Raw genomic sequence first — 24,298 nt, 5'->3', positions numbered from 1 at the left:
GTGATGTTTGCCGGGGTCAAGTCTCAGCATTGCCGAAATGCTCTTTCTTTGATCAAGGCACCGCGCTCCGCGCGGTGCGGGGCGGCAAGCCCGGCCGGCGGCAAGCCGCCCCGGCCGCCTACGGCGCCGGGGCGGTGAGCCACCGACAGCCGCCGGGGCACCGCCCCCACCACACCCAGGAACCAGCCTCAGCGAGGCCGTGACGGAAGCCAGCGGCTCGACCTGGTCGCGTGGTCGGGGCTTCCGGCTGCCGCGCCAGTCCAAACCCGGGACTGGCTTGCCACCGTGTCACCAAGTCGCGGTAGCAGCTCCACCGCCAGGACGTGCCCTGCCCCGTCTACCGCTGTCGGCAACGCGCAGGAGCCCCCGCCGAGCCGCCCCGGAAGCCTCACGACGGGACAGCACGCGCCAGGACGAGGGCGGTCCACCGATCCCTCGCTCAGGCCGTCTCCAGGCCGTACCAGGCCGTGGCCAGGCCGTCAAACGCCACCCAACGATGACCAAGGTCAACCAACGGCACCAAATAAAAGACCAGCTCAGAGCCTTGATCACGGCTCTGAGCTGGTGGGCGACGGACGAGTCGACCTGTACGCCGGATTCTGTGACCGGCGCGCGCCCCGAGGGGCTCGCGCCGGCGGCGGCCATCCATCTAGGCCTGCCGTCGCCGGCAGGCTCGAGCGGCCTACCCGCAGACATCGGGCGGGCAGCCCTCAAGCGTCTGCGCGGACCGTCATCCTGCTGGTTGACGACCCTTTCTTGGCCTTGCTCCGGGTGGGGTTTACCGAGCCACCCCGGTCACCCGGGGTGCTGGTGGGCTCTTACCCCACCGTTTCACCCTTACCGTCCCCGATGGGGTCGGCGGTCTGTTTTCTGTGGCACTGTCCCGCGGGTCACCCCGGGTTGCCGTTAGCAACCACCCTGCCCTGTGGAGTCCGGACGTTCCTCGGCGGCGGGCCGGAGCCCGCCGACGCGACCGCCCGGTCGACTCGTCCGTCGCGCACCCATCCTAACGACGCCACGGCCGCGTCTATTGCCGCCCCGGGACGACCGGCACCCGTCCTGCCGGGGCCGGGTACTAGCCTCTGGTGACCATGGATGTCTCCGACGCCGCGCTCCTGCTCGCCGCCGGGCTCGCCGCGGGCACGGTCAACGCGGTGGCCGGCGGGGGCTCGCTCATCACCTTCCCGGCGATGATCGCGGTGGGTTTGCCGCCGGTCCCGGCGAACGTGAGCAATTCGGTCGCGGTCTTTCCCGGGTACGTGGCGAGTGTGGCGGGCAGCCGGCAGGATCTGCCGCCCCGGCGGACGCTGGCCACGCTGGTGCCCACCACGATCGCCGGCACGATCGCCGGCGCCCTGCTGCTGCTGGCCACCCCGGCCCGGGCGTTCGAGCTGGTGGTGCCCTTCCTGGTGCTCGGGGCGACGGCGGTGCTGGCGTTCCAGGATCCGCTGCGCCGGCTGGTCGGGCATCCGCGTGACCTGGCGCCGCACCGCCGTACGGTCACCGTGCAGGCCATGGTCGCGGTCGGCGCGGTGTACGGCGGCTACTTCGGCGCGGCGCTCGGGGTGATGCTGGTCGCGGGCCTGGCCCTGGTGCTGGACGCGACGCTGGCCCGGGTGAGCGCGATCAAGAACCTGCTCTCCGCCCTGGTCGGGTTGACCACGCTCGTGGTGTTCGCGCTGTTGGGGCCGGTGAACTGGGCGGCCGTCGCGGTGGTCGCGCCGGCGACGCTGGTCGGCGGGTACGCCGGCGCGCGGCTGGTGCGCCGGCTGCCGTCGGTGGTGCTCAAGGTGCTGATCGTGGTCTTCGGCACGTCGATCGGGCTCTACCTGCTCTGGCGCGCGCTGCGCTGGCGTGCCGATTCGTAGAGCACGACGGTCGCGGCGGCCGCCGCGTTCAGGGAGCTGGCGGCCCCGGACATCGGGACCCGGACGAGCTGGTCGCAGGCCTCACGCCAGCCGACGCTGAGACCGGTGGTCTCGTTGCCGATCAGGGTCAGCGTGGGTTGCGTGAAGTCGTACTCGGCGGCATCCAGTGCGCCGTGCTCATCGGCACCCACGATGCCGACGCCGACGCCGTCGGCGCGCACGTCGGCGACCCAGGACAGCACGGCCTGGTGTGAGGGCGCCCGGACCACGGGCAGCGCGAACAGCGAGCCGGTGCTCGCCCGCACCGCCTTCGGGTCGTACACATCGGCGGCATGGCCGGTGACGATGACGCCGGACGCGCCGAAGGCGTCTGCGGACCGGATGAGCGTCCCGATGTTGCCTGGGCTGGTGGGCCGGTCGAACACGACGGTGAGCATGGTCGGCCCGGCCGGGATGCGGCACAGGTCGTCCTGCGGCAGCGCGACCACGGCCAGCAGCTCCGGAACCGTGTCCGCCTTGCCGCCCAGCTCGTGCATCAGTTCACGGCAGACGGCGAACCTCTCGGCCCGGACGGTGTCCAGGGCCTTGCGTGCCCAGCCGGAGAGCTGGACGTCGGCGTCGTAGAGCAGCTCTCGAACCTGCCAGCCGTGTTCGATGGCCAGGGTGATCGGGCGCACGCCCTGCACGAGGAACTCGCCGCGACGCTGCCGCTTGGTCCGATTGCGGAGCAGTGCCTCCCACTGCTGGAATCGTGCATTGCGGCCACTCACCCGCACCCTCACCGTTGTCCCCGCCTCCCCCGTACCTCAGGATCGGGGGTGTCCTGCCCGAGGCCTCGGCGAATCGCGATCTCCACGGGCGAGTACGCACCGTCGGCCCGTTCCAGTTCGTACGGCGCGGCCGGCATCAGCGGCGGCTGGGCCATGAAGCGCGGCCGCGTCCCGTGGTGCGGTTGCGCCGCGTGCACCAGGAACGGATGGCACAGGAAGACATCGCCAGGGGACCCGGTGGCCAGGGCGAGTGGCCGGTGGTCGGACGCCGCCACCAGCTCGGGCGCGAGGTCCAGCCCGCTCGCCCCGTCCTCCCCGTACCTCTCCAGCACCTTCGGCACGTCGAGGTGTGAGCCGACCCGGATCCGGGTCGGGGCGTCCTCCGCACCGATCTCGCTGAACAGGAACAGCATCAGCAGCGCCCGGCCCCGGGAGCGAACGTTCGTGAAGTACCAGCTCGCACCGTCCGGCAGATAGCTGCCCTCGATGTGCCAGCCCGCGTCGTTCGGCTCGTCCTGGTGCGGGAAGCGCAACGGGAACGTGCCAAGCGAGTAACGCGGCTCCCAGCGTCCCGCGCCGACGAGCAGGTCGTACGCGTGATGGAGGAACGGTGAATTGGGCGCGGCGGCGAACGGCCCCTGCGCCATGCCGGGCACCCAGTGCACGGGCTGCGTCCAGGTGGCGGGGTCGTCCGGGTCGCAGCCCGTCTCCCGCCACAGCAGCCGCGCGCAGTCCGCGGCCACGCGCGGTGCGACGGCGCCCGCCAACTTCACGAAGCCGTCGCGAAGGAACCGGGATACCAGTGTCGTGTCGTCCATGCCCCCCATCGTGTGGCGGCACCGATCCCGATCGCCCGACACTTTCGGCTCCGCTTCTGTCGGGTGTGCCGCAACAGAGCCGGTCACGATACGGAGGCACTGTCGCACAGCACCACAGCGTCAGGTTCCGCCCAACTGCCGAAGGGAGCGAACGCATGGAAACCCGCATCGTCGACCGTCCCGCGTTCCGGCTCGTGGGGCACGCTGCCCGGGTTCCACTGATCCACCGAGGCATCAACCCGCACATCCAGCAGCACATCGCCGCGCTGCCGGCAGAGGAGCACCTGCGCTTGAAGGCACTCGGCGACACTGAGCCGGGCGGCCTGCTCGCGGTCTTCGATGACCTCGACGCGGACTACGACGAAGGCAGCGAGCTGACCTACCTGCACGGGGTCGCCGTGTCCCCGGGCACGCCGGTCCGGGGCGATCTCGAGGTCATCGAGGTCCCGGCGGGCCGCTGGGTGGTCTTCCGGGCCGTGGGGCCGCAGCCGCAGACCCTGCAGGAGATCTGGGCCGCGGCCGCAGCCGAGTGGTTTCCCTTCAACCCGTGGCGGCTGCGGCCGGGCCCGGAGATCGTCGCGGTGCCCGAGCCGACGGACGACCTCAGCACCGCGACCCGCGAGCTCTGGCTGCCCGTCGAGCCGGCGTAGCGACGGGGTGTGGAATATCCGGGTGCCCAGGCCCGACGGTGGCAGTCCGCGTACCCGTCCGGATCCGGTCCTGGCGGACATGGCCGACAGCTCGCGGACCAACCGTGAGTACCTGCGGCGCCGAGGTATCAAGGCACGCCGCAGCGATCAACGAGTGGCCACCCGCCTCTGGAATACGGCCTAGTGGTCGTGGAGCGTGAAGAAGAGCGTCCGGTGCTCGATGTCCAGGAAGGCGGCCCGCCACCGCGTGGACGGGGTCGCCTCGTCGTACGTCCGGCTGTGCAGCCAGCGGGGCGCGGTCGGCAGGAACGGCGCGAGAGCGGGCCACGCGTCCGCCGGGCCGGTGAGGGGCGCCTGATCCGGCTCGGCGGGCGCGTACGGCACGAAGCCGTACCGCTGCGCCAGCGTCCGCGCGTCCTCCGGACGCAGCCGCACCACGCCCTGGTAGGCCCAGTCCGTCGGGCCCGGCGCGCGGCTGCACGCATCGCCCGACGCGCGCAACTGCCAGTGGATCTCCGGGTAGTCGCCGAGGCCCGGCAGCTCCTGGGGCGGATCCCACCGGTCGGTGCGCACCTTCGCCTCCTCGGCGCGCACCGACTCCCGGCACTCGGGCGTCTCGTCCGGGTGGTCGCTGACGGTCAGGATCGCGGCCCCCACGCACCCGACGACCACCAGCAGCAGCGCGGCGGAACCGCCGAGGACGGCCACCAGCGCGCGTCTCGTCATGGTGGTCAGCGTACGAAGGGCGTCCACCCCGCCGCGTCGCCCCCGGCGGCAGGGGCCGGGGGCGACGCGGTCCGGGAGCCGCTCAGGCGACCGGTTCCGGGGCCGCGTCGGCGTCGCGGCGCGGGCCGGGCACGACGCGCGGGTCGCCCTCGTCGGCGAAGTAGTCGTCCGACGTGGTGCCGTCGCCGCCGTCGCGCACCTTCGCCGCCCGCAGCACCACCGTGAGCAGCGCCGCGACCGCCAGGTTGACCAGCACGGCCACGATCCCGACGTAGATCGTCTTCGGGGTGTCGAAGCCGAAGTCGGCCAGCGGGAACGCCGAGCCGCCGAAGTGCTTGCGGCCGGTCGCGGCGTTCGGGATCTGGTAGAGCATCGACATGCCCAGCCCCATGCCCGCGATCCAGCCGCCGATCAGCGCCCCCCGGTGGAACCAGCGGGTGTAGAGGCCGAGCGCCACCGCCGGCAGCGTCTGGAGGATGATCACGCCGCCGATGAGCTGGAGGTCGATGGAGAACTGCGGGTCGAGGAAGACGATGCACGCCACCGCGCCGACCTTGACCACCAGCGAGGTGATCTTGGAGACGTTCGCCTCCTGCGCGGGGCTGGCGTCCCGCTTCAGGTACTCCTTGTAGATGTTGCGGGTGAACAGGTTCGCCGCCGCGATCGACATGATCGCCGCCGGCACCAGCGCGCCGATGCCGATGGCCGCGTACGCGACGCCGGCGAACCAGTCGGGGAACTGCTGGTCGAACAGGACCGGCACCACCGTGTTGCTGTCCACGGTGCCCTCCTTCGACCCGGGCAGCGGCTTCACCCCGGCCGCGATGGCCATGAAGCCGAGCAGCGCGATCAGGCCGAGCAGCAGGCTGTACGCGGGCAGCGCCGACATGTTCCGCTTGATCACGTCGCGGTTCCGGCTGGCCAGCACGCCGGTGATGCTGTGCGGGTAGAGGAACAGCGCCAGCGCCGAGCCGAACGCCAGCGTGACGTACTGGAGCTGGTTGTTGGCGTTGAGCAGCACCCCGTCGTTGGGGCTCGGCGACGCGTCGAACTTCGCGTCCGCGGCGTCGAAGATCTCGCCCCAGCCACCGAGCTTGTACGGCAGGTACAGCACCGCCACCAGGATCACGATGTAGATCAGCGTGTCCTTGACGAACGCGATCAGCGCCGGCGCGCGCAGCCCCGACTGGTACGTGTACGCGGCCAGGATCGCGAACGCGACGATGATCGGCAGGTGCCGGGCCAGCGCGCTCTCGCCGGTGACCCCCATGGTCTTCAGCACCGCCTCGATGCCGACCAGTTGCAGCGCGATGTACGGCATCGTCGCCACGATGCCGGTGATCGCGATCAGCAGCGCCAGCACCGGCGAGTCGAACCGCTTGCGGACGAAGTCCGCGGGGGTGACGAAGCCGTGCCGGTGCGAGACCGACCAGAGCCGGCACAGCACCAGGAACACCAGCGGGTAGATGACGATGGTGTACGGGACGGCGAAGAAGCCGGCCGCGCCGGCACCGAACATCAGCGCCGGCACCGCCACGAAGGTGTACGCGGTGTACAGGTCACCGCCGACCAGGAACCAGGTGATCCAGCCGCCGAAGTTGCGCCCGCCCAGCCCCCACTCGTCGAGGTGGGCCATGTCCTTCGGGGCCCGCCACCGGGCCGCCACGAATCCCATCCCGCTGACCAGCAGGAAGAGCACCGAGAAGACGATGATCTCGGTGAGGTGGTCGCGCCACATCAGCGACCACCCGCATCCGTGCCGGCCGGCCCGTCCGACGGCCCGCCGGCCCGCTTCTTCGTCATCTGGTACACCAGCGTGGTGGTGGCCACCCCGAGCAGGATGTAGCCGAGCTGGAGCCAGTAGAAGCGCGGGAAGCCGAGGAACCGGGGCGAGTCGGCGTTGAAGAGGACCGGGATCAGGGGCACCACGATGGGGATGAAGAGCAACCAGTTCCAGGGGCTGTGGTCCTTCGCCCTGGAGCGCGCCGCTGTCGGCGCCTCCGGTTCGGGTGCGGCCATTGCGACAAACCTCCGCGTGTCGTAGATCGGCACTGATGACGGCCGGAGGCTACGACCCTGTGAGCCGGGTCACGTTCGACGGGAGGAAGTTGCTGCGCCGAACGGCGGACGGCGTGCGCCGAACGGCGACCCCGGGCGGCCGGACGGCCGGCTCAGATCGCGGCGAGGTGCGCGGTGTCGTTGACCGTACGGACGGCGACGCCGCCGTCGGGCCACGTGTCGAGCACCGAGATGCCGGCCGCGTCCAGGAACAGCCGGTGCAGGAAGCCGTCACCGGCCGCGAGGGCGTCGCGCAGCACCAGCTTGATCGGCGAGACGTGCGAGACCACCACCACGGTCTCCCCCGGGTACGCCCGGCACAGCCCGTCGACCGCGCGACGGCAGCGCTCGGCGACGTCGACGAACGACTCGCCGCCCGGCGGGGCCACCCGGGTCGAGGCGAGCCAGGCGTCCATCTCGCCCGGCCACTCCTGGCGTACCTCGGCGAAGGTGCGCCCCTCCCAGGCCCCGAAGTCGCACTCGATCAGGTCGTCCTCGCGGCGCACCGGCACGCCGCCGAGCGCCCCGGCGATCGCCTCGGCGGTCGCCGTACACCGGGACAGGGGGGAGCTGACCACGGCCGCGACCGTCGGGGCCAGCCCGGCCACCCGGGCGGCCGTGGCCCGGGCCTGGGCCCGGCCGCGCTCGGACAGCGGCACGTCGCCGCGGCCGGAGTAGCGGCGCTGCTCGGTGAAGGCCGTCTCGCCGTGCCGGACCAGGATGAGCCGGGTGGCGGTGAAGCTCGGCCGCGGCTCCCAGGAGGCGGGCGCGGTGGCCGGGTCGGTGCCGGTGGTGGTCGCCGACGCGGCGCGGGCGGCCACCTCGCGGGCCCTCGCGCGGGCCGGCGAGTCGGGGCCGGCGACCTCGCGCGGCGGCTCCACGACGCGCGGCGGCGCGACGGCGGCCCGGGCCGGCGCCTTGCCGGCGGCGGCGTCCATGGCGGCGTTCGCGAGGGCGTCGGCGTGCCGGTTGCGCTCCCGGGGGATCCAGTGGAACCGTACGGCGGCGAAGCGGTTCACCAGCCCGGCGGCCTGCGCGGCGAGCGGGCGCAGCCCGGGGTGCTTGATCTGCCAGCGGCCGCACATCTGCTCGACCACGAGCTTCGAGTCCATCCTGGCCTCGACCTCGGCGGCGCCCAGCTCGGCGGCGGCCTCCAGCCCGGCGATCAGCCCCCGGTACTCGGCGACGTTGTTGGTGGCGACGCCGATCGACTCGCTCCGCTCGGCCAGCACCTCACCGGTGTCCGCGTCGCGGACCACCGCGCCGTAGCCGGCCGGACCGGGGTTGCCCCGGGATCCGCCGTCGGCCTCGACGACGACCACGCGCGGCGCCACGGGCTACAGGCCGGACTCGTTGGTGCGGACCATGATCCGCCGGCAGTCCTCGCAGCGGACGACCTCGTCCGGGGCCGCCTTGCGGATGCGGGCCACGTCGGCGCCGGAGAGCTCCAGGCGGCAGCCGCCGCACCGGCCGGCGGTCAGCAGCGCCGCGCCGAGCCCGGTGTCCTCGCGGATCTTGTCGTACAGCTGCACCAGGTCGGCGGGGAGGTCGCCCGCCAGCGGCTGGCGGGCGCCGCGCTTGAACTCCTCCTCCTTGGCGATCTCGGCCAGGCTCTCGTCGCGGCGCCGCTCGGCGGCGTCGCGCTTCTCCCGCACCTCCGCGAGCCGCTTCTCGACGCCGTCCAGCACGCCCTGGGCCGTCTCCCGCTGCTCCATCAGCTCCAGCTCGGCGTCCTCCAGGTCGCCCTGGCGGCGGTTGAGCGAGACCAGCTCGTGCTGGAGGGCCTCCAGCTCCCGGGCCGGGCCGGTGCCGGCGGCGAGCCGGGCCTCGTTCTTGGACTTGCGGGCCCGCACCTGGTCGACGTCCTTCTCCATGCGGGCGATGTCCCGGTCCAGGTCGTCGACCGCCACCTGGGCGCGGACCCGCTCGTCCTCCAGCGCGGACAGCTCCCGGGCCAGCGCGTCCAGCTCGGCCCGCTCGGGCAGCGAACGGCGCCGGTGGGCGAGCTGGGCGAGGGCGGTGTCGATCGCCTGGAGGTCGAGCAGGCGGCGCTGGACCTGGGGGTCAGCCTTCACGGTCGGGGCTCCTTGTCGTCCACCGCGGGTGGGGCGGCGTGTACGGTCCACGGGTCGGTGGCCAGGTCGGACACCAGCGTCTCGACACCCGTCGCCTCCCGCAGGAGGACGGCCAGGTCGTCCAGCCACGGTCGTTCCGTCGCCCAGTGGGCGGCGTCGAGCAGGGCCGGACCGTCGGCGGCCAGGTGCTCGCCGGCCGGGTGGTGGCGCAGGTCGGCGGTGAGGAACGCGTCCACCCCGGCCGCGGTCGCGTCGGCGAGGAAGCCGTCCCCCGCGCCGCCGCTGACCGCGAGGGTACGAACCATACGCCCGGGATCCCCGGCGGCGCGAACTCCCCAGGCGGTGGGGGGCAGCACGGCGGCGGCGTGCCGGGTCAGCTCCGCCAGCGTCATCGGCTCCGGCAGCTCGCCGATCCGGCCGATCCCCCGGCCGTCGCCGTGCGCGGACGAGCCGGGTGCGGGCCGGTGCAGCGGGCGCAGCCCGGTCAGCCCGAACCGGGCGGCGAGGGCGTCGGAGACCCCCGGGGCGGCCACGTCGGCGTTGGTGTGCGCGACGTAGAGCGCCACGTCGGCTCTGATGAGCCGGTGCACGATCCGGCCCTTGAAGGTCGTGGGGGCCACCGAGGAGACGCCGCGCAGCAGCAGCGGATGGTGGGCCACGATCATGTCGACGCCGGCATCGAGCGCCTCGGCCACCGTCTCCGGCACCACGTCGACCACGCAGAGGATCCGGCGCACCGGGGCGCACGGCTCGCCGAGCACCAGCCCGACGCGGTCCCAGTCCTCGGCCCAGGCCGGCGGATAGCGCCGCTCCAGCTCGGCGACCACGTCGGCGACGGTCGGCGGGACTGCGTTGGTGCTCACGGCGGGCCAGCTTACCGGCGCGGGCCGTGGCCGGGGGTGTCGCCCACCGGGACGACGGCGTGTCCCGCCGTGGTCCCGGTGCGCCGGAGGGTCCCGGGCCGACGTCGTACGCCGGCCGGGGACCCTCCGGCGCGCCTCAGGCGACGGGGCAGAGCCGGTCCCGTACGGCGGCCAGGCCCAGGGCCCACGGGAAGGTGTGCACGTGCCGCTCGCCGGTGCCGGGCGGGTGCAACGGGAAGACGTGGTCGCCGAAGAGAACCGTGACCCCCCACTCCGCGAGCCGGGCGATGCCGGCCCGGAAGGCCGGGTGGGCCGCCATCGCCGCGTTCGTGTACGGCACCGCCACCATCGGCACGCCCAGGCCCTGCGCCTCCACCAGCAGCCCGAGGGCCAGTGTGTCGGTGATCCCGGCCGCCCACTTGTTGACGGTGTTGACCGTCGCCGGACAGACGATCATCGCGTCGGCCTGCGGCAGCACGTCGAGGTCGCCCGGATTCTTGTAGTGGGTGCGGACCGGATGGCCGGTCTGCCGGGCCAGCGCGGCCCGGTCGACGAACTTGGCGCCGTCCGGCGTGGTGACCACGCAGACGTCCCAGCCGTCCTGCTGGGCCAGCTCGACGAGCCGGCCGACGTCGCGGGCCAGCGGCGAACCGCAGGCGATGACGTAGAGCACCTCGCGGCGCTCGCTGCTCGGGCGCGGGCCGGTCATCAGGCCGACTCCGCGCTCATACCCCAACTCCCATGTGCTCAGCCAACTCCGCAATCGGAGAAGGCGGCGCACCACGTGTGCGACGCAGGATGTCCGACATCACCTCGTGGGCGATCGGCCGGCAGCGGATCTCCGACGGAGCGAGGCGGTCGCCGCGCAGCAGCATCTCGCCGGCGTTGGCCACGTCGCCCACGTGAGCGAAGCCCCGGGCGATGTCGAGCAGGTGGTGGGCCCGGCGCTCGGGCAGCAACGCGTTGAACGACGGCTCCTGGATGCGCTGCCGGTGCACCTCCACCGCCCGGCCCCCGTCGCCCAGCTCGACCGCCGCCGCCGCCCGGTGCAGCTCCACGTTGGTCGGCCCGAACGAGGTCCAGTAGTGGTTGTGGTCGCCGCCCAGCAGGATGGCCGCCTCGTACGCGCCGTTGATCAGGTCGTCGACCGTGGCGGAGTCGCCGATCCGGGCGGCGGCCATCGCGCCCTGGAGCAGCAGCATCCCGTAGACCGACAGCAGGGCCGGGGACGCCTCGGTGCCGCCGCTCGGGGCGAGCCGGTTGGCGATGGTGACGTTGAGTTCGAGGGCGGGGCGGGGCCGGCCCATCGCCACCAGCGCGTTGCAGACCCGGGTGGTGGCGATGCCGGCCAGCAGCGGGTCGTTGGCGCGCTGGGCCACCGCCATCGAGCGGTCGGCGGCCAGCCAGGCCAGGTCGCACTCGCCCAGCTTGCGCAGCACCGACGAGGCGATCTGGTAGACCTGCCCGAGCAGGTGGGCAGCCTCGACCGCCTGGTCGCCGCCGTGGCCGGCGTCGGCGGCCTGGGCGTCGCGCAGCAGCTTCGGCAGCGCCCGGGTGAGCATCCCGTAGCGGCCGTACTGGTAGGTGAGCCAGGCGTGGTTGACGGCCTTGCGCATGTCGGCCAGGGGCGGCGGGCACGGCGCGGCGTCGAAGTACGCGCTCATCGAGTCGTACCGCTCCAGGGCCGCCCGGATCTCCTGCACCTCCACCTGGTCGATGCAGTTCAGCGCGTCCGTACGCCGCTCCGGGTCCTTGCCGAGCAGCAGCTGCACGTCGACCTGGAGGATGTCGGCGATCTCGTAGAGGACGGAGAACTTGTCCAGCCGGCGCACCCCGCGCTCGACCTTGTCGACCCAGCTCTTCGACTTGCCCAGCCGGTCCGCGAAGACCTGCTGCGACATCTTGCGCCGCCCCCGCCAGTAGGCCACCCGCCGCCCGATGGGTAACTCGTCCATCCACCCGTTCCTTCCCCTGTGCCTGCTCGAGCGGGCGTGCCGGCCGGTCCTGCCGGATACGGCGATCGATCCGTACGTCTTCAGGTTTTCGCTGGTCGCACAGCGTGTGCGTCAGCCGTACAGCCAGTTCTCGTAGTTTTCGTGCAAGTTGCATCAGCCGTTCGTCAGCTCAACGATCGCGGGTTACGGCAGTGACGGTGCTCGACATGCGACCTGGGCCCCGGCCGGGGTCCGGCGAGGGGAGATGGCACATGTGGGGGAATGTCGCGCCGCGCGTCGTTCAACTGTCCCCGTTGGAACGGGTGCGGCTGCGCCGGGTGGCCGTACGGTACGCCCTGCACGGCTGGGACGTCACCCCCGGCGCCTGCCTCGCCCGCAGCCGCTTCGTCTGCGGGCGGGCCGGCTGCCCGACGGTCGGCTGCCACCCCGCCCTGGAGAACTGGGAGCACGCGGCGAGCGCCGACCCGGCCCGGGTCGCGACCTGGTGGCGCACCCGGCCGCACGGGGTGCTGCTGCCCACCGGGCGGGCGTTCGACGTGCTGGAGGTCCCCACGCACCTCGGCCGGCACGTGCTGGACGCGGTCCGGACGCACCCGGCCGGCGTCGGCGTACGCGGGCCGGTGCTGGTGACCCCGACCGGCCGCTGGATGTTCCTGGTCCGCCCCGGCGACCCGCTCCGCCCCGAGCTGGACCACTGTTTCCACGTGGTCCGGCACGGCCCCGGCTCCTGGATCCCGGCCCCGCCGACCCGGCTGCCGGAGGGCCCCGTCCGGTGGGCGGTCGCGCCCGAACAGGCCCGCTGGCAACTACCCGACTCCTATCTGGTGCAGAACGCGCTGATCGAGGCCCTGCGGGCCACCGGGGTCACGGTCACCTCCGACCTGCTCCCCGGTCACCTGCCGCTGCCGCGCCGGGGCATGTGACGCCGGCTCGACAGCGACGCCGGAGGGCCGGCGCTCGTTGAGCACGGCGACGGCGCACCCGCGCCGGGAGCGGGGGTTACATGTCCACCGACGACACCGCGCGCCAGCCGGACGGCGCGGAGCCGCCGCCCCGGCACCGGCCGCGCCGCCGCTGGCCGGTGACCCGTCCCGTCGGCTCCCGCCCGGGCCGCCCCCGCCCTCCCGGCTCCCGCCCCGCCACCACCCGCCCCTTCCGCTGACGCTCAGCCGGCCAGGGGCAGGGCGGTGGAGTGCAGGAGGCGGGCGTCGTCGGTGACGACCGCGTGCAGGTGCCCGGGCAGGCCGTCCAGCCAGCCGACGCCGGCCGGGCCCATCGCGACGGCCGCGGTGGCGTACGCGTCGGCCAGCCCCAGGTCCGGCCCGACCACGGTGACCGAACGCAGCCCCCGGGCCGGCACGCCCCGGCGCGGATCGCGCACGTGGTGGCCGCGCTCGTAGACGCCGGACGTGGCCACGGCCAGGTCGGTGCCGGTGAGCACGAGGCAGGTGGACATCGCGTCCCACGGGTGGCGGACGCCGATCCGCCACGGTTGCCCGGTCGGGGAGTGGCCGCGTACCCGCACGTCGCCGCCGGCGTTCAGGCAGTGGTTCGCCGCCCCGGCCGCGAGCAGCCGGTCCGAGGCGACCTGCACCGCCCAGCCCTTGACGTAGCCGGACGGGTCGAGCCGCCCGGTGGCGTACGCGTCGAAGAATCCGTCGGTGGCCTTCCACAGGTCGGCGCAGCACGCCAGCACGGCCCGCAGGTCGGCGCCGGCCCCGGAGAGCGGCAGCTCGCCCCGGTCGACGCGGCACACCTCGCTGTCGGGCCGGTACGTGCTGAACCGGGCGTCCACCTCGCGCAGCCAGGCGAACACCTCCCCGGCCAGCGCGTCCAGCTCGGCGGCGGGCAGGTCGTCGGCGAGGTCGAGGCTGATCGCGGTGCCCATGACCTGCTCCACGCGGCGCAGCCCCGGCCTGGTCGCCGGCGGACCCCCGCCCGGCCCGCGCCGCCCCGCCGCCGACACCGGCACGTCAGTTCGCCCGGTCGATCGCTGCCTGCAACGACCTCTTGTACGAGGTGCTGGTGGCGGTCGCCCCGGAGACGGTGTCCACGTCGGCGCTCTGCCGCTGCACCACCAGCCCGGAACTGCCGCTGTAGCGGCCGTCGACCTGCTCGCTGCGCTGGTCGGACTGGGCGGTCTCCTCGGGCAGCTCCAGGGCCACCACGTCGACGATCCGCGTCCCGGAGAGGGTGATCTGCACCTGCACGTTGCCGTACTCGTTCTCCACCACCGGCCCGGTGACGGTGCGGGTGGTCGGCGCGGGCGGCGGCTTGGTGGTGGTGCGCGGCGCGGAGGGCGCGCGGGTGGTGGCGCTGGGCCGGCTCGCCGGCGCCCGGGTGACGGTGCGACCGGGCCGGGGGGACGCGCTGGTGCGGGCCGGCGACGGCGGGGCGGAGACCTTCCCGCCGTCCGGGGTCGGGCCGGCCGGCGCGGGGACCACCGGCGGAGGCGCCGCCGGCAGGTCCTGGGCGACCGGGCTGGTGCCCGGCGAGCCCTTCAGCACCACCATGGCGGTGGTGCCGGCCGCCAGGCCGGTGATCGCGAGCAGGGCGCGACGCATGGAAGCCCTCCTACAGCTCGAACGTGGCCAGGTGGATCTGCCGGCGGGGCACGCCGGCCTCGCGGAGCACCCGCAGCGACTGCTCGACCAGGCCGGGCGGCCCGCAGAGGTAGACGTCGCGCCGGGCGAGGTCGGGCACCAGCCGGCGCAGCCCGTCCGGGCTCATCACCTGGCGGGGGCCGGGATCGTGGCGGGAGCCGACGACGTACCAGATCGCGGTGTCCCGGGCCTCGGCGAGCCAGTCCAGCTCGCGGTGCAGCAGCACGTCGCCCGGGGTGCGGGCGCGGTAGATCAGCGCGGCGCCGGGCGGCAGTTCCTCCAGCATCGCCCGGATCGGGGTGATCCCGCTGCCGCCGGCGATCAGCAGGGCCCGTTCGCGGGTGCGGTGGGCGGCGGTGAAGGTGCCCGACGGCCCCTCCGCCCAGACCCTGGTGCCCGGTGCGAGGTCGCGCAGGTCGGCGGTGTGCGCGCCGACCACCTTGACGGTGAGCCGCAGCCAGCGGCCGTTGGCGGCGGCGGAGACCGAGAACGGGTGCGCCTGCCACCAGCAGCCCCGGGCGAGGAAGCGCCAGCGGAAGAACTGCCCGCCCAGCAGTTCCAGCCGCTCCAGCCGGTCCCCGGTCAGGTAGATCGAGATCGTGTCCGGGCTCTCCGCCACCACGTCGGCGACCCGCAGCCGGTGCCGCAGGTTGAACGCCAGCGGCGCGATCACCCGACCCCAGAGCAGGGCGGCGAGCACCAGCGCGTACATCGCGATCCAACCGGTGCGCACCGGGCCGGGCCGGAACAGCTGCGCGCCGTTGCTGAACTGGTGGGCGAAGCCGAGCAGCAGCACCGCGTAGCTCGACAGGTGCAGGGCGTGCCACAGCTCGTAGGGCAGCGCGGTGCGGATCGCCCGGATGCTGGTGAGGCCGACCAGCACCAGGATGCCGGCGGCGGCGAACGCGGAGACCATGTCCTCGTAGTCGCGCAGCAGCACGCCGGCCTCGGTGAGCACCGGGTTGTCCTCCAGGTCGGCGTAGCCGACCAGGATCAGCGACGCGTGCGCGAGCACGGCGACCAGCAGGGTGGCCCCGACGTCGCGGTGCCAGCGGGCGATCCGCTCGCCGCCGGCCCACCGCTCCAGGATCGGCAGGCGGCTCATCATCAGCACCTGCACGAGCAGCAGGTAGCCGGCGACCAGCCCGGTGATCCGGCCGGCGGCGGTGAGCGTGGCGGCCGTCGACCGCAGCGATCCGGCCGGGGTGTCCAGCCACCAGGGCAGCACGCTGGCGAGCAGGCCGACGACGAGCAGCGCGGCCAGCAGCCGCCGGCCGCCGGGTCCGCGTCGCGGCGGCACCAGGGGGCGTACGTCCGCAGCCGGCCGGCCGCCGCGCCGGGACGGGGTCGTCCCGGCGCGGCGGCCGGCGGCGTGGGTGCGCGGGTACGTCACGCGTACAGCTTCATCGGGCGGTACTTCTGCCGGGGGAAGATCTTGTCCACTTCCGCGTTGGTGAGCCCGAAGCGGCCCTGCGCGACGGCTCCGTAGACGTTGAACATGTTGTTGTACTCGGGCACGTCGCCGGAGTCCAGGTCGTCCAGTCCGTTCCAGGTGCCCAGCAGCGAGCCGGCGAGCTTGCGGCCGGAGAGCAGGGTGACCACCCCGCCGTGGCCGTGGTCGGTGCCGCCGCCGTTGGAGGCGACCCGTCGGCCGAACTCGCTGGAGACCATGATGGTCACGTCGGCGGACTTCTCCCCCAGGTCGGTGAAGAACGCCGCCATGGCCCCGGCCAGCTCGTTGAGCCGCCGGTGCAGCTGACCGCCGTCGCGGGTGCCCTGGTTCTCGTGGGTGTCGTAGCCGCCCATCCCGACGGTGGCGACCCGGACGTTCGCCCCGCCCTTGATGAGCTGGGCGAGCTGCTGGAACGCGTAGCCGACGCCCTTGTACTCGACGCCCTCGGCCGGCTGGTACGGCTTCGCGGCGAGGCGCTGCGCGGTGGCCAGCGCGCCCAGGCCGTCCTGCACGGCCTCCTGCACCGGGTGGTTGATCCCGGTGAAGAGCCCCTTGATCGCCTTCTCGGTCGCGGCCCGGTACCGGTCGTCGCCGTTGAGCCGCAGCGAGCCGACGCTGTTGAGGGAGAGCGCGCCGTTGTTGCCGACCAGCGACCGGGGCAGCGTGCTGCCGATGCCGACGCTGCGGAACGCGGTGCCCGTGCCGAGCGCGTCGACCAGGCTGTCCAGCCAGCCCCGGCCGCCGGTCTCGCTGGGCAGGCCGCCGAGGTTGCAGGCGTCCGCGGCCTGGAAGTGGCTGCGGGACAGCCGCTCGTCGGAGACCCCCGGGACGAAGCCGAGGTTGCCGCTCTTCAGCCACGGCTCCAGCGGCTTGAACGCGCTGTTCAGCTTGAAGCCGCGGCCCACCGCCAGGGAGTCGTCGCCGAGCAGCAGGTCGGGGCGGGCCTTGGCGAGCACCGGGTCGTCCGCCGGGGCGACCAGGCTCAGCCCGTCCAGCCCGCCGTAGAGGAAGACGTGGATCAGGGTGCCGGTCTTGGTGGCCGCGAACGAGGCCGAGGTGGTGACGAACTGGGCGGTCGCGAGGGCGGTGGCGGTCGCGGCGGCGCCGGCCACGAACGTCCGCCGGGTGACGCCGCGACCGTCCTGCTGGGCCTCCTCCAGGTCCTCCAGCCGCCGGTAGCGGTCGGCCTCGGCGGCGTTCTCGGCGGCGACGATGTCGGCCTCCGCCCGCAGCAGCGCCTCGGCCGGGTCGTCGGCCAGCCGCCGCAGGTCGGGGCATTCGGGGTGCAGGGGGAACGTGTGCACAGTCTTCTCCATCGGGTGCCTCACCGGAGGTGGTGCTGGGGGGAAGCGAGGATCGCCCGCGCTACGGCGGTGACGGCCCCGTCGAACGTGGCGTCGACCTTGTCGCCGGCCGACACGCCGGCCACGCCGAGGATCAGGGACCGCTCCCTGGCGCTCAGCTTCTGACCCACCAGGCGCAGGGCCAGCGCGTCCACGTACGCCCCGGCGGTGGCCGGGGGCCGGGCCACCAGCTTCTCGGGCGGGGTGTAGGTGAAGACGGTGCGTCGGCCGGCGAGCAGCTCGCCCGCCTCGTTCCAGCCGTGCACCATGGTGCCGGCCGAGGTCCAGGCCACGTAGACGTCCGGGTAGCCGTCGGGGGTGGGCTGGCCCATCGGGTACTGGCCCAGCTCGCGCATCCTGTCGTGGATCTGCCGCAGCCCCCGGGCGTACGGGGTGCGCTTGTTGTCGCCGTTGTCGTGCTTCGGCGACGCCTCCGGGGACACCCCCAGGGCCCGGTACGTGGCGACCAGGTACTCCATCGGCCGGCGCACCTTCTGGCCCACCGCCGCCCAGAACTCCGAGGAGCTGAACAGCGTCATCAGCACCGGCTTGATCATGCCCTTGTTCAGGCTGTACGACTTGGCCAGCCGTTCCACGAGGGACTTCGGCGGGGTGTCCGAGACGAACCGGGTGGCCAGGCTCTGCGCCACGTACCTGGCGGTGGACGGGTGCAGCGCGATGTAGGTGATGTACGCGTCGATGGCCGCCTCGGCCTTCTTCGGGTCCTTCGAGTTGTTCGGGTGGGTGAACCCGAGGACCTTCACCTTGCCGACGTAGTGCCGCTCGGGGCGGAACACGTACTTCCCGTCGTTGACGCCCCGGCCGGTCTGGAGCAGGGCCGCCTGCCGGACGTCCTTCTCGGTGTAGCCGCCGTCGACGCCGACCGAGTACAGCTCCAGGTTCTCCCGGGCCAGGTTCTCGTTGACCGCGTCGGCGCGGGAGTCGTTCTGGTTGAGGTAGAGCAGCAGCGCGGGGTGCCGGTTCGCGGCGAGCAGCATCTCGGGGTAGCTGCCGAGGGCGTGCGCCCGGACGACGTCCCGGTCGAAGGACGCGCGGTACACCTCGCCCCCGTCGAAGTCGGCGGCGACGTGCAGGAAGTCGTTCCAGAAGTCGACCATGACCTCGAACAGCTGCCGCTTCGACCAGATCTGCCGGGCGATGGTGGCGTCCACCATCTCCTTCTCCGGCTGCGCGCCCCGCTCGTTGAGTTGGTCGCGCTGCTCGCGCAGCTGCGCGGTGCCCAGCTTCAGCGTCGGCAGGTCGGCGAGCTTCAGCTCGGCCCTCGTCGGGGCGATCTTGTCGGGGTCGAGCTGCCAGCGCAGCCAGCCGTCGATGCCCCGCTCCTTGATGTCGGCGACGACCTGCGGGGTGGCGCCGAAGGTGGCCCGCCGGGCCAGGTGCAGGACCGGGTCCTTGGCGAGCACCGTCTTGACGGTCACCTTGGTCTCCGCGGCGGCGGCGGCCGGTCCGGAGAAGGTCCGGCCGCCGGCCGGGGCGTTCTTCTTGAGGGCCTCGCCGGCCCGGGAGCCCATGTAGCTCTCGTTCTGCTCGGTGTAGGTGCGCACCGTGCTCGGCTGCTGGCCGCTCGGGCGGGCCGGGGTGCCGTCGGTGACCGTGGTGCCGGTGGCGTCGCCGGCCACCGCCTCGTCGCCGAAGAGGCTGCGGATCTGCGGGGTCATCGCCAGGGCGGCACCACCGGCGACCACGGCCGCGGTGCCGCCGAGGGCCGCGAGGGCCTTGCGGCGGCCGACCTTGCGGCCCGGCTCGTCGTCGTCCAGGTTGGGCAGTCCGGGGACGGCCGACGGCGCGCCCGCCTGCCGCGCGAAGCCGTCCGGGCCGACCCACTGCGGCCCGCGCGCGGCCGGCTGCCCGGCGTGCGCGTACTGCCCCCGAGGGTCGGCGGGGTGCGGGCTGCGCGCCTCGTGGTCGTACGGGGTGGCGGCGTAGGCGTCGGCGGCGGGGTACTGACGCCCGTCCCATCCGCGATCGTCCCGCGGTCGCCGTGGTGGCACATTCTGGTCGGCCATGTACCAATCCGTTTCTGCTGCGCCGCGACGACTGGCACCGGGCACGGGTGCAGGTGCGGCGACTGGTGCCTGAGGGGGTTGCCACCGGAAGGTAATGAAGCGTTCAGGTGCCATCAAGCAGCACCGGAAGGCCCCAGGAGGGCACTTAAGGCGCCGCTCAGCGCGGGTCGGCGGCGCCGAAACCCGGGGCGGTCCGGCACGGACCTCGCGAGCAGGGCGTACGCGGCACGGCACGGGCCGGATCCGGCCAGCGGGGCCGAGGCGGCGCGGGACGCCACTTTCATCGCCACAGGCAAATTTAAGGTTCGGCTAAGCCTGCGCTGAGGCGCTCCCCCGCTCACCCGGGGGCGTGGCCGGGCGGGGCGGCAAAGTAGCAGCAGGACAGGAGCGTGAGCCACCGCCGCAGCGGGTATGCCGCCGAACCGCTGAACACGTGAGGGGAAGGCACATGCTCAGCAAAGAGGATCAGCGCAGGTTCGAGCAGATCACCCGTCAGCTCCGGGAGAGTGATCCGGCGTTCTTCGCCCGGCTCGACAACCGGGCCCGGGCCCGGCGCGGCCGATGGCTGATGCTGTTGACGATCGTGCTGTGGGCCTCGCTGCCGGCGATGACCGTGCTGGCCGGGCGACTGGCCGGGGCCGTCTGCGCGGTGGTCCTGGTGGCCAACGCCGCGCTCATGTGGCGGTTCCGTCGCCGCTGGCTGTGACCCGGGGCGCCGCACCGGTCCGCCGGCGGTCTCACCGGCCGAGGAGCCGGTACGCCCGCCGCAGCCGCTCGAGGAGGCCGGGCCCGCCGATGGCGGGGGCCGGCGCGCCGAGCTGCCGCAGCAGCAGGTCCGGTCCGGTCGACAGGCTGGGCGGCCGGTCGGGCAACGGGACCGGTGGCAGCCAGAACCGGTTGACCGCCTCGGCCAGCGGCGCCATGGGCAGGCCGGCGAGCGCCCGGGACGCGCCGACCGGCGGGACGTCCACCGTGTCCCGCCCGGCACCCGCAACACCGTCGTCCTGCGTGGACGGTGTCGACGCCGGCGCGGCACCGTCCGAGGTGGACGGTGGTGACGCCGGCACCACGCCGTCCGTCGTGGACGGCACGGCCGGCGGCACGCCCTCGGTCGCGTCCGGCTGGTCGTCGACGCCTGCCGCGCCGGCCCGCAGCACGCGCAGCCGGTCGAGCAGCTGCGTCCGGCTCCGGCCCCGCCAGTGCAGCAGCTGGAACGGGTCGGCGTCGAACGCCTCGGCGAGCAGGTAGAACGTGGCCGCGAGATGCTTGCAGGGAACGGCGAAGTCGGGGCAGCTGCACCGCTGCCGCAGCTCCGCGACGCCGGCGGGGAAGAGTGGGGCGCCGGCGCCCGCGAACAGCTCCTCCAGCTCCGGGGGCAGGTCGCCGGCGAGCAGCCGGGCGCTGAAGAACGCCTGGGCGGCCAGCTCCGCCTCGACGCGGGCCCAGAGGGCCTCCGGGAACGGCGGCAGGGCGATGCTCACCTCGTACGGCTGCGCGCGGGAGCCCTGTACCACGGCCTCGACGGTGCCGGGGGCGACCTCCAGGCGGACCACCTGGCCGGCCCGCGCGTACGACCGGCCGCGGGTCAGCCGGGTGCCGAGGGCGAACGACTCCAGCACCTCCAGGAAGCGCCGCGACCACCAGGACCGGCCGATGGCCCCCCGGGTGCTGCGGGCCCTCAGCCCGCCGTCGACCCGGCGCGGCCGGCCGTAGTCGGCGAACCGGCCGTCGGCGCCGCCGTCGCTGCCCGCCTCCCCGCTCACTCCACCACCGCCCCGGCCTCCAGGGTGAACAGCTCGCGCAGCTGCGTCGTGGACAGCTCGGTGACCCACTGCTCGCCGGTGCCGACGACCGAGGCGGCGAGGCTGCGCTTGTCGGCGATCAGCGCCGCCACCTTCTCCTCGACCGTGCCGGCGCAGACGAACTTGCGGACCTGCACCCGGCGCCGCTGGCCGATGCGGAACGCCCGGTCGGTGGCCTGGTCCTCGACGGCGGGGTTCCACCACCGGTCGACGTGCACCACGTGGTTGGCCTCGGTGAGGGTGAGCCCGGTGCCGCCGGCCTTCAGCGACAGGACGAAGATCGCCGGGCCCCCCGGGGACTGGAACCGGGTCACCATGGCGTCCCGGTCGGCCTTGCCGACCCCGCCGTGCAGGAAGAGCACCTCCCGGCCGAACCGGGCCGACAGGTGCCCGCGCAGCATGCCGCCGAACTCGGCGTACTGGGTGAAGAGCAGGGCCCGCTCCCCCGCCGCGAGGACCTCGTCCAGGATCTCCTCCAGGCGGGCCAGCTTGCCGGAGCGGCCGGGCAGCGCCGAGCCGTCGCGCAGCAGTTGCGCGGGGTGGTTGCAGACCTGCTTGAGCCGGGTCATGGCGGCGAGCACCAGGCCACGGCGCTCGATGCCGTCGCTGGACTCGATCCGCGCCAGCATGTCGTCGACGATCGCCCGGTAGAGCGACGCCTGCTCGGCCGTGAGGTTGCAGAGCACCTCCATCTCCAGCTTTTCCGGCAGGTCGGAGATGATCGAGGAGTCGGTCTTGAGCCGGCGCAGCACGAACGGGCCGGTGATCCGGCGCAGCCGCTCGGCGGTCTCGGCGTCGCCGTGCCGCTCGATCGGCTCGGCGTACTTCTTGCGGAAGGTCGCCGCCGGGCCCAGCAGGCCGGGGTTGGCGAACTGCATGATCGACCAGAGGTCCGCCAGCCGGTTCTCCACCGGCGTGCCGGTGACGGCGATCCGGTGCCGCGCGGGCAGCGCGCGGACCGCCTCGGCCTGCCGGGTGGCGGCGTTCTTGATGGCCTGGGCCTCGTCGACCACCACCCGCCGCCAGTCGATCCCGGCCAGGTCGAGCGCGTCGCGGGCCGCGACCGAGTAGGTGGTGAGGACCAGGTCCGCGCCGTGCACGGCCGCGCCGAACGCCTCGCCCCGCGCCCGCTCCGCGCCGTGGTGCACGTGTACGCGCAGCCCCGGCGTGAACCGCGCCGCCTCGCGCTGCCAGTTGCCCACCAGCGACATCGGGCAGACCAGCAGGGTCGGGCCGGCGTCCGGCGGGTCCCCGGCGAGCAGGGCGAGCAGTTGCACCGTCTTGCCCAGCCCCATGTCGTCGGCGAGCACCGCGCCGAGTCCGAGGGACTGGAGGAACGCCAGCCAGGCCAGCCCCCGGCGCTGGTACGGCCGCAGCGTGCCGTGGAACGCCGGCGGCGGGTCCAGCGGGGCGAGCCGCCGCTCCACCGCCCCGGCGAGCAGGTCGCCCAGCGCGCCGTCGGCGCTGACCTCCAGCACCGGCAGCGCGTCCGGCTGCTCGGCGTCGGCCAGGCCGAGGCGGAGCAGGTCGGCGACGGTCAGCTCGCCGGAGGACCGGAGCAGCCGCAGGCCGGCGGCGAGCCGCTTCGGGTCCAGCTCCACCCACTGCCCGCGCAGCCGCACCAGCGGGGTCTTCAGCGCGGCCAGCGACGCCAACTCCTCGGCCGTGAGCGGCTGGTCGCCGAGGGACACCTCCCAGCGGTAGTCGACGAGGGCGTCCAGTCCGACGCCCCCGACGGTGGCGGCGACGGTGCCCGGGGCGGTCCGGCTGCGGGCCTGCAACCGGGCGCCGAGCCGGGACGACGGGCGCCGCCACCAGGACGGCAGCAGCACGGCGAACCCGGCGGCGTGCAGCACCGGCGCGCCCTCCCGCAGGAACCGGTGCGCCCCCTCGACGTCCAGCTCCAGGGCCTCCGGCGTGGCCGTACGCAGGGCGGTGTCCAGCTCGGGCCAGAGCCGGCTGGCGCGCCCCAGCTCGGCGAGCAGGGTCTCCTGCGGGTCGTCGCCGCGACCGGCCAGCCCGGCGACGCTCTCCGGCGCCCGCCAGACCTGCCCGGCGTCGACGTGCAGGCTCGGCTCGTCGGCCGCCTGGAGCCCGAACTCGACCCGCCACCGCCCGGCCGGGCGCATCGTCGCCGTTGCGTCGGCGGGCACCACGACGACCGGCTCGGTGACCTCGTCGGCCGGCGGCTCGACCAGGCGGAAGCTGGCCCGCACGGCGCCGCCGGCCGCGTCGCGCTGCCAGGCGTCCAGTTCGGCGCGCAGCGTGTCCAGCGCGGCCGGGTCGGCGGCGAACTCCCGCACCGGCCCGCTGAGCGCGGCCAGCCAGGCCGGCACGGCGCCGTTCGGGCGTACGCCCCGGGCCAGCGCGGTCTCCGCCAGGGCAGCCCGGACGGCGGCGTCGGTGAGTGCGTCGAGCGCGTCGGCGACCAGCGCGCCCGGCGCGTCGGCGGCGTCCGGCGCGGGCCGGTGGCGTCCTTCGGACGGGCCGGGTCGCGCGCGGCGACCGGACGCGGTGCCCGCCCCGGCGGCGGCACCGGGGTCGCCCGGTCCGTCCGGCCCGGTGGCGGCGCGGGCGGCCGGGGGCAGGGCCAGCGCCAGCGCCCGGGCCCAGGCGGCGTCCGCGCCGGTCAGCAACGGTCGCCACACCGCCCGGGCGACGGCCTCCGCCCGTTTCCCGTCCGGCCGGGAGCGGGCCGCCGGGGGCGCCTCGGCGAGGCCGGGCAGGACCCGGCCCCGGGCCGCCAGGTCGACGGCGAAGTCGGCCAGCTCGGCGAGGTGGCGCAGGGTCGCGCCCGGCACGGCGGCCACCGCGTCGACGCCGCGCAGCAGGGCCAGGGCGGCGTCGGGGGCGTACCGGAGGACGGGCACCCGCCAGCCGGCGAGGGTGACCGGCCCGCGGACCGCCCCGGCGACGTCGGCGCGGACGAGTTCCGGGGAGTCCAGCGGTGCGCCGGCCCGGGTCGGGAGGGTGAGCAGGGCGGTGCCGAGGTCGGCCGGCTCGGCCGTCGCGGCCAGCGCGGCGGCCAACGCGGCCTGGTGGGCGGCGAACGGGTGCGGCCGTTCCCGGGGCGCCCGGCCCGGGCGCCGTGGCGCGTGGGCCGGCAGCGCACTGTCCTCGGCCCAGACGGCGAGCCCGACGCCGGACCGCCAGACCCCGTGGACGACCAGCACGCGTCCCCCTCCTCGCGACGACCCCGGCGAGGATATCGGTCCGGCCCAGGCGGCCCCGACCAGCACACCGTCGGCGGTCCGGACGAACGGGCAGCGGGCGACCCTGGACCCCGT

General features: G+C 74.3%; 22 protein-coding genes, 1 other RNA gene and 1 pseudogene. 6 read left to right on the top strand and 18 right to left on the bottom strand.

Annotated elements, in window-relative coordinates; genetic code table 11:
• Positions 1 to 572: 572 nt before the first annotated feature.
• Positions 573 to 989: RNase P RNA component class A (gene rnpB, locus AB0883_RS15875), an RNA gene on the bottom strand.
• 102 nt (positions 990 to 1,091) lie between these two features.
• On the opposite strand from rnpB, the gene AB0883_RS15870 reads away from it, so the two are divergent.
• The gene (locus AB0883_RS15870) at positions 1,092 to 1,868 is read left to right on the top strand and encodes a sulfite exporter TauE/SafE family protein (RefSeq protein ID WP_366641904.1); all 777 of its coding nucleotides are present in this window, start codon (positions 1,092 to 1,094) and stop codon (positions 1,866 to 1,868) included.
• Here AB0883_RS15870 and AB0883_RS15865 read toward each other — a convergent pair.
• Positions 1,826 to 2,644 carry a TrmH family RNA methyltransferase gene (locus tag AB0883_RS15865; protein WP_366642232.1) on the bottom strand — a complete coding sequence of 273 codons (819 nt, stop codon included), beginning with the start codon at positions 2,642 to 2,644 and terminating at the stop codon, positions 1,826 to 1,828. The genes AB0883_RS15870 and AB0883_RS15865 overlap by 43 nt on opposite strands.
• 2 nt (positions 2,645 to 2,646) lie before the next feature.
• Complete coding sequence (locus tag AB0883_RS15860; protein WP_366641903.1) at positions 2,647 to 3,456, bottom strand: phytanoyl-CoA dioxygenase family protein; 810 nt, start codon at positions 3,454 to 3,456, stop codon at positions 2,647 to 2,649.
• Between the two features lie 155 nt (positions 3,457 to 3,611).
• On the opposite strand from AB0883_RS15860, the gene AB0883_RS15855 reads away from it, so the two are divergent.
• Together AB0883_RS15855 and AB0883_RS15850 are read left to right on the top strand one after the other, a co-directional pair.
• Positions 3,612 to 4,106, top strand: coding sequence for a GyrI-like domain-containing protein (locus AB0883_RS15855; RefSeq protein WP_366641901.1), 495 nt, complete (start codon positions 3,612 to 3,614; stop codon positions 4,104 to 4,106).
• A gap of 16 nt (positions 4,107 to 4,122) precedes the next feature.
• A pseudogene (locus AB0883_RS15850) lies at positions 4,123 to 4,242 on the top strand (IS5/IS1182 family transposase); the annotation flags it as partial.
• Between the two features lie 44 nt (positions 4,243 to 4,286).
• Here the strand turns inward: AB0883_RS15850 and AB0883_RS15845 are convergent.
• The 8 genes from AB0883_RS15845 to AB0883_RS15810 all read right to left on the bottom strand — a co-directional run bounded on the left by AB0883_RS15845 (position 4,287) and on the right by AB0883_RS15810 (position 11,783).
• Positions 4,287 to 4,832 (bottom strand): hypothetical protein, encoded by a 546-nt coding sequence (locus AB0883_RS15845; RefSeq protein ID WP_366641900.1) that lies wholly within the window; start codon positions 4,830 to 4,832, stop codon positions 4,287 to 4,289.
• Between the two features lie 82 nt (positions 4,833 to 4,914).
• Positions 4,915 to 6,570 carry a monocarboxylate uptake permease MctP gene (gene mctP, locus AB0883_RS15840; RefSeq protein WP_366641899.1) on the bottom strand — a complete coding sequence of 552 codons (1,656 nt, stop codon included), beginning with the start codon at positions 6,568 to 6,570 and terminating at the stop codon, positions 4,915 to 4,917.
• Positions 6,570 to 6,851, bottom strand: coding sequence for a DUF3311 domain-containing protein (locus AB0883_RS15835; protein WP_366641898.1), 282 nt, complete (start codon positions 6,849 to 6,851; stop codon positions 6,570 to 6,572). The genes mctP and AB0883_RS15835 overlap by 1 nt, the downstream gene beginning before the upstream one ends.
• Before the next feature lie 152 nt (positions 6,852 to 7,003).
• Complete coding sequence (locus tag AB0883_RS15830) at positions 7,004 to 8,224, bottom strand: bifunctional RNase H/acid phosphatase (protein WP_366641897.1); 1,221 nt, start codon at positions 8,222 to 8,224, stop codon at positions 7,004 to 7,006.
• 3 nt (positions 8,225 to 8,227) lie between these two features.
• The gene (locus tag AB0883_RS15825) at positions 8,228 to 8,965 is read right to left on the bottom strand and encodes a C4-type zinc ribbon domain-containing protein (protein ID WP_366641896.1); all 738 of its coding nucleotides are present in this window, start codon (positions 8,963 to 8,965) and stop codon (positions 8,228 to 8,230) included.
• On the bottom strand, positions 8,962 to 9,792 hold the full coding sequence (locus tag AB0883_RS15820; protein ID WP_366642231.1) for a Nif3-like dinuclear metal center hexameric protein: 831 nt from the start codon (positions 9,790 to 9,792) through the stop codon (positions 8,962 to 8,964). The genes AB0883_RS15825 and AB0883_RS15820 overlap by 4 nt, the downstream gene beginning before the upstream one ends.
• Before the next feature lie 172 nt (positions 9,793 to 9,964).
• Positions 9,965 to 10,537 carry a flavoprotein gene (locus AB0883_RS15815; protein WP_366641895.1) on the bottom strand — a complete coding sequence of 191 codons (573 nt, stop codon included), beginning with the start codon at positions 10,535 to 10,537 and terminating at the stop codon, positions 9,965 to 9,967.
• 16 nt (positions 10,538 to 10,553) lie between these two features.
• The gene (locus tag AB0883_RS15810) at positions 10,554 to 11,783 is read right to left on the bottom strand and encodes a helix-turn-helix domain-containing protein (RefSeq protein ID WP_366641894.1); all 1,230 of its coding nucleotides are present in this window, start codon (positions 11,781 to 11,783) and stop codon (positions 10,554 to 10,556) included.
• A gap of 251 nt (positions 11,784 to 12,034) precedes the next feature.
• On the opposite strand from AB0883_RS15810, the gene AB0883_RS15805 reads away from it, so the two are divergent.
• Both AB0883_RS15805 and AB0883_RS15800 read left to right on the top strand, forming a co-directional pair.
• Positions 12,035 to 12,706 (top strand): bifunctional DNA primase/polymerase, encoded by a 672-nt coding sequence (locus AB0883_RS15805; RefSeq protein WP_366641893.1) that lies wholly within the window; start codon positions 12,035 to 12,037, stop codon positions 12,704 to 12,706.
• Positions 12,707 to 12,786: 80 nt separating this feature from the next.
• Positions 12,787 to 12,945, top strand: coding sequence for a hypothetical protein (locus AB0883_RS15800; protein WP_366641892.1), 159 nt, complete (start codon positions 12,787 to 12,789; stop codon positions 12,943 to 12,945).
• A 3-nt stretch (positions 12,946 to 12,948) separates the two neighbouring features.
• Here AB0883_RS15800 and AB0883_RS15795 read toward each other — a convergent pair whose 3' ends face one another.
• The 5 genes from AB0883_RS15795 to AB0883_RS15775 all read right to left on the bottom strand — a co-directional run bounded on the left by AB0883_RS15795 (position 12,949) and on the right by AB0883_RS15775 (position 19,209).
• A complete protein-coding gene (locus tag AB0883_RS15795) occupies positions 12,949 to 13,671 on the bottom strand; it encodes an FAD:protein FMN transferase (protein ID WP_366641891.1) in 723 nt (240 codons plus the stop codon).
• An 85-nt stretch (positions 13,672 to 13,756) separates the two neighbouring features.
• Positions 13,757 to 14,347, bottom strand: coding sequence for an FMN-binding protein (locus AB0883_RS15790; RefSeq protein ID WP_366641890.1), 591 nt, complete (start codon positions 14,345 to 14,347; stop codon positions 13,757 to 13,759).
• A gap of 10 nt (positions 14,348 to 14,357) precedes the next feature.
• Positions 14,358 to 15,779 carry a ferredoxin reductase family protein gene (locus AB0883_RS15785; protein WP_366641889.1) on the bottom strand — a complete coding sequence of 474 codons (1,422 nt, stop codon included), beginning with the start codon at positions 15,777 to 15,779 and terminating at the stop codon, positions 14,358 to 14,360.
• Positions 15,776 to 17,143, bottom strand: coding sequence for a DUF1501 domain-containing protein (locus AB0883_RS15780; RefSeq protein ID WP_366641888.1), 1,368 nt, complete (start codon positions 17,141 to 17,143; stop codon positions 15,776 to 15,778). The genes AB0883_RS15785 and AB0883_RS15780 overlap by 4 nt, the downstream gene beginning before the upstream one ends.
• 20 nt (positions 17,144 to 17,163) lie before the next feature.
• Positions 17,164 to 19,209 carry a DUF1800 domain-containing protein gene (locus AB0883_RS15775; RefSeq protein WP_366641887.1) on the bottom strand — a complete coding sequence of 682 codons (2,046 nt, stop codon included), beginning with the start codon at positions 19,207 to 19,209 and terminating at the stop codon, positions 17,164 to 17,166.
• 448 nt (positions 19,210 to 19,657) lie between these two features.
• Here AB0883_RS15775 and AB0883_RS15770 point away from each other — a divergent pair, with 448 nt between their 5' ends.
• Positions 19,658 to 19,915: a DUF3040 domain-containing protein gene (locus AB0883_RS15770; protein ID WP_121400370.1), complete on the top strand. Its 258-nt coding sequence runs from the start codon at positions 19,658 to 19,660 to the stop codon at positions 19,913 to 19,915.
• 31 nt (positions 19,916 to 19,946) lie between these two features.
• Here AB0883_RS15770 and AB0883_RS15765 read toward each other — a convergent pair whose 3' ends face one another.
• Together AB0883_RS15765 and AB0883_RS15760 are read right to left on the bottom strand one after the other, a co-directional pair.
• Positions 19,947 to 20,972: an SWIM zinc finger family protein gene (locus AB0883_RS15765; RefSeq protein WP_366641885.1), complete on the bottom strand. Its 1,026-nt coding sequence runs from the start codon at positions 20,970 to 20,972 to the stop codon at positions 19,947 to 19,949.
• On the bottom strand, positions 20,969 to 24,184 hold the full coding sequence (locus AB0883_RS15760) for a DEAD/DEAH box helicase (RefSeq protein ID WP_366641884.1): 3,216 nt from the start codon (positions 24,182 to 24,184) through the stop codon (positions 20,969 to 20,971). The genes AB0883_RS15765 and AB0883_RS15760 overlap by 4 nt, the downstream gene beginning before the upstream one ends.
• Positions 24,185 to 24,298: the final 114 nt, after the last annotated feature.

It is taken from the genome of Micromonospora sp. NPDC047812 (assembly GCF_040704175.1).
Taxonomy (GTDB): Bacteria; Actinomycetota; Actinomycetes; order Mycobacteriales; family Micromonosporaceae; genus Micromonospora.
Note: the sequence above shows the minus strand (reverse complement) of the source record. Positions and strands in the feature narration are given on the sequence as shown.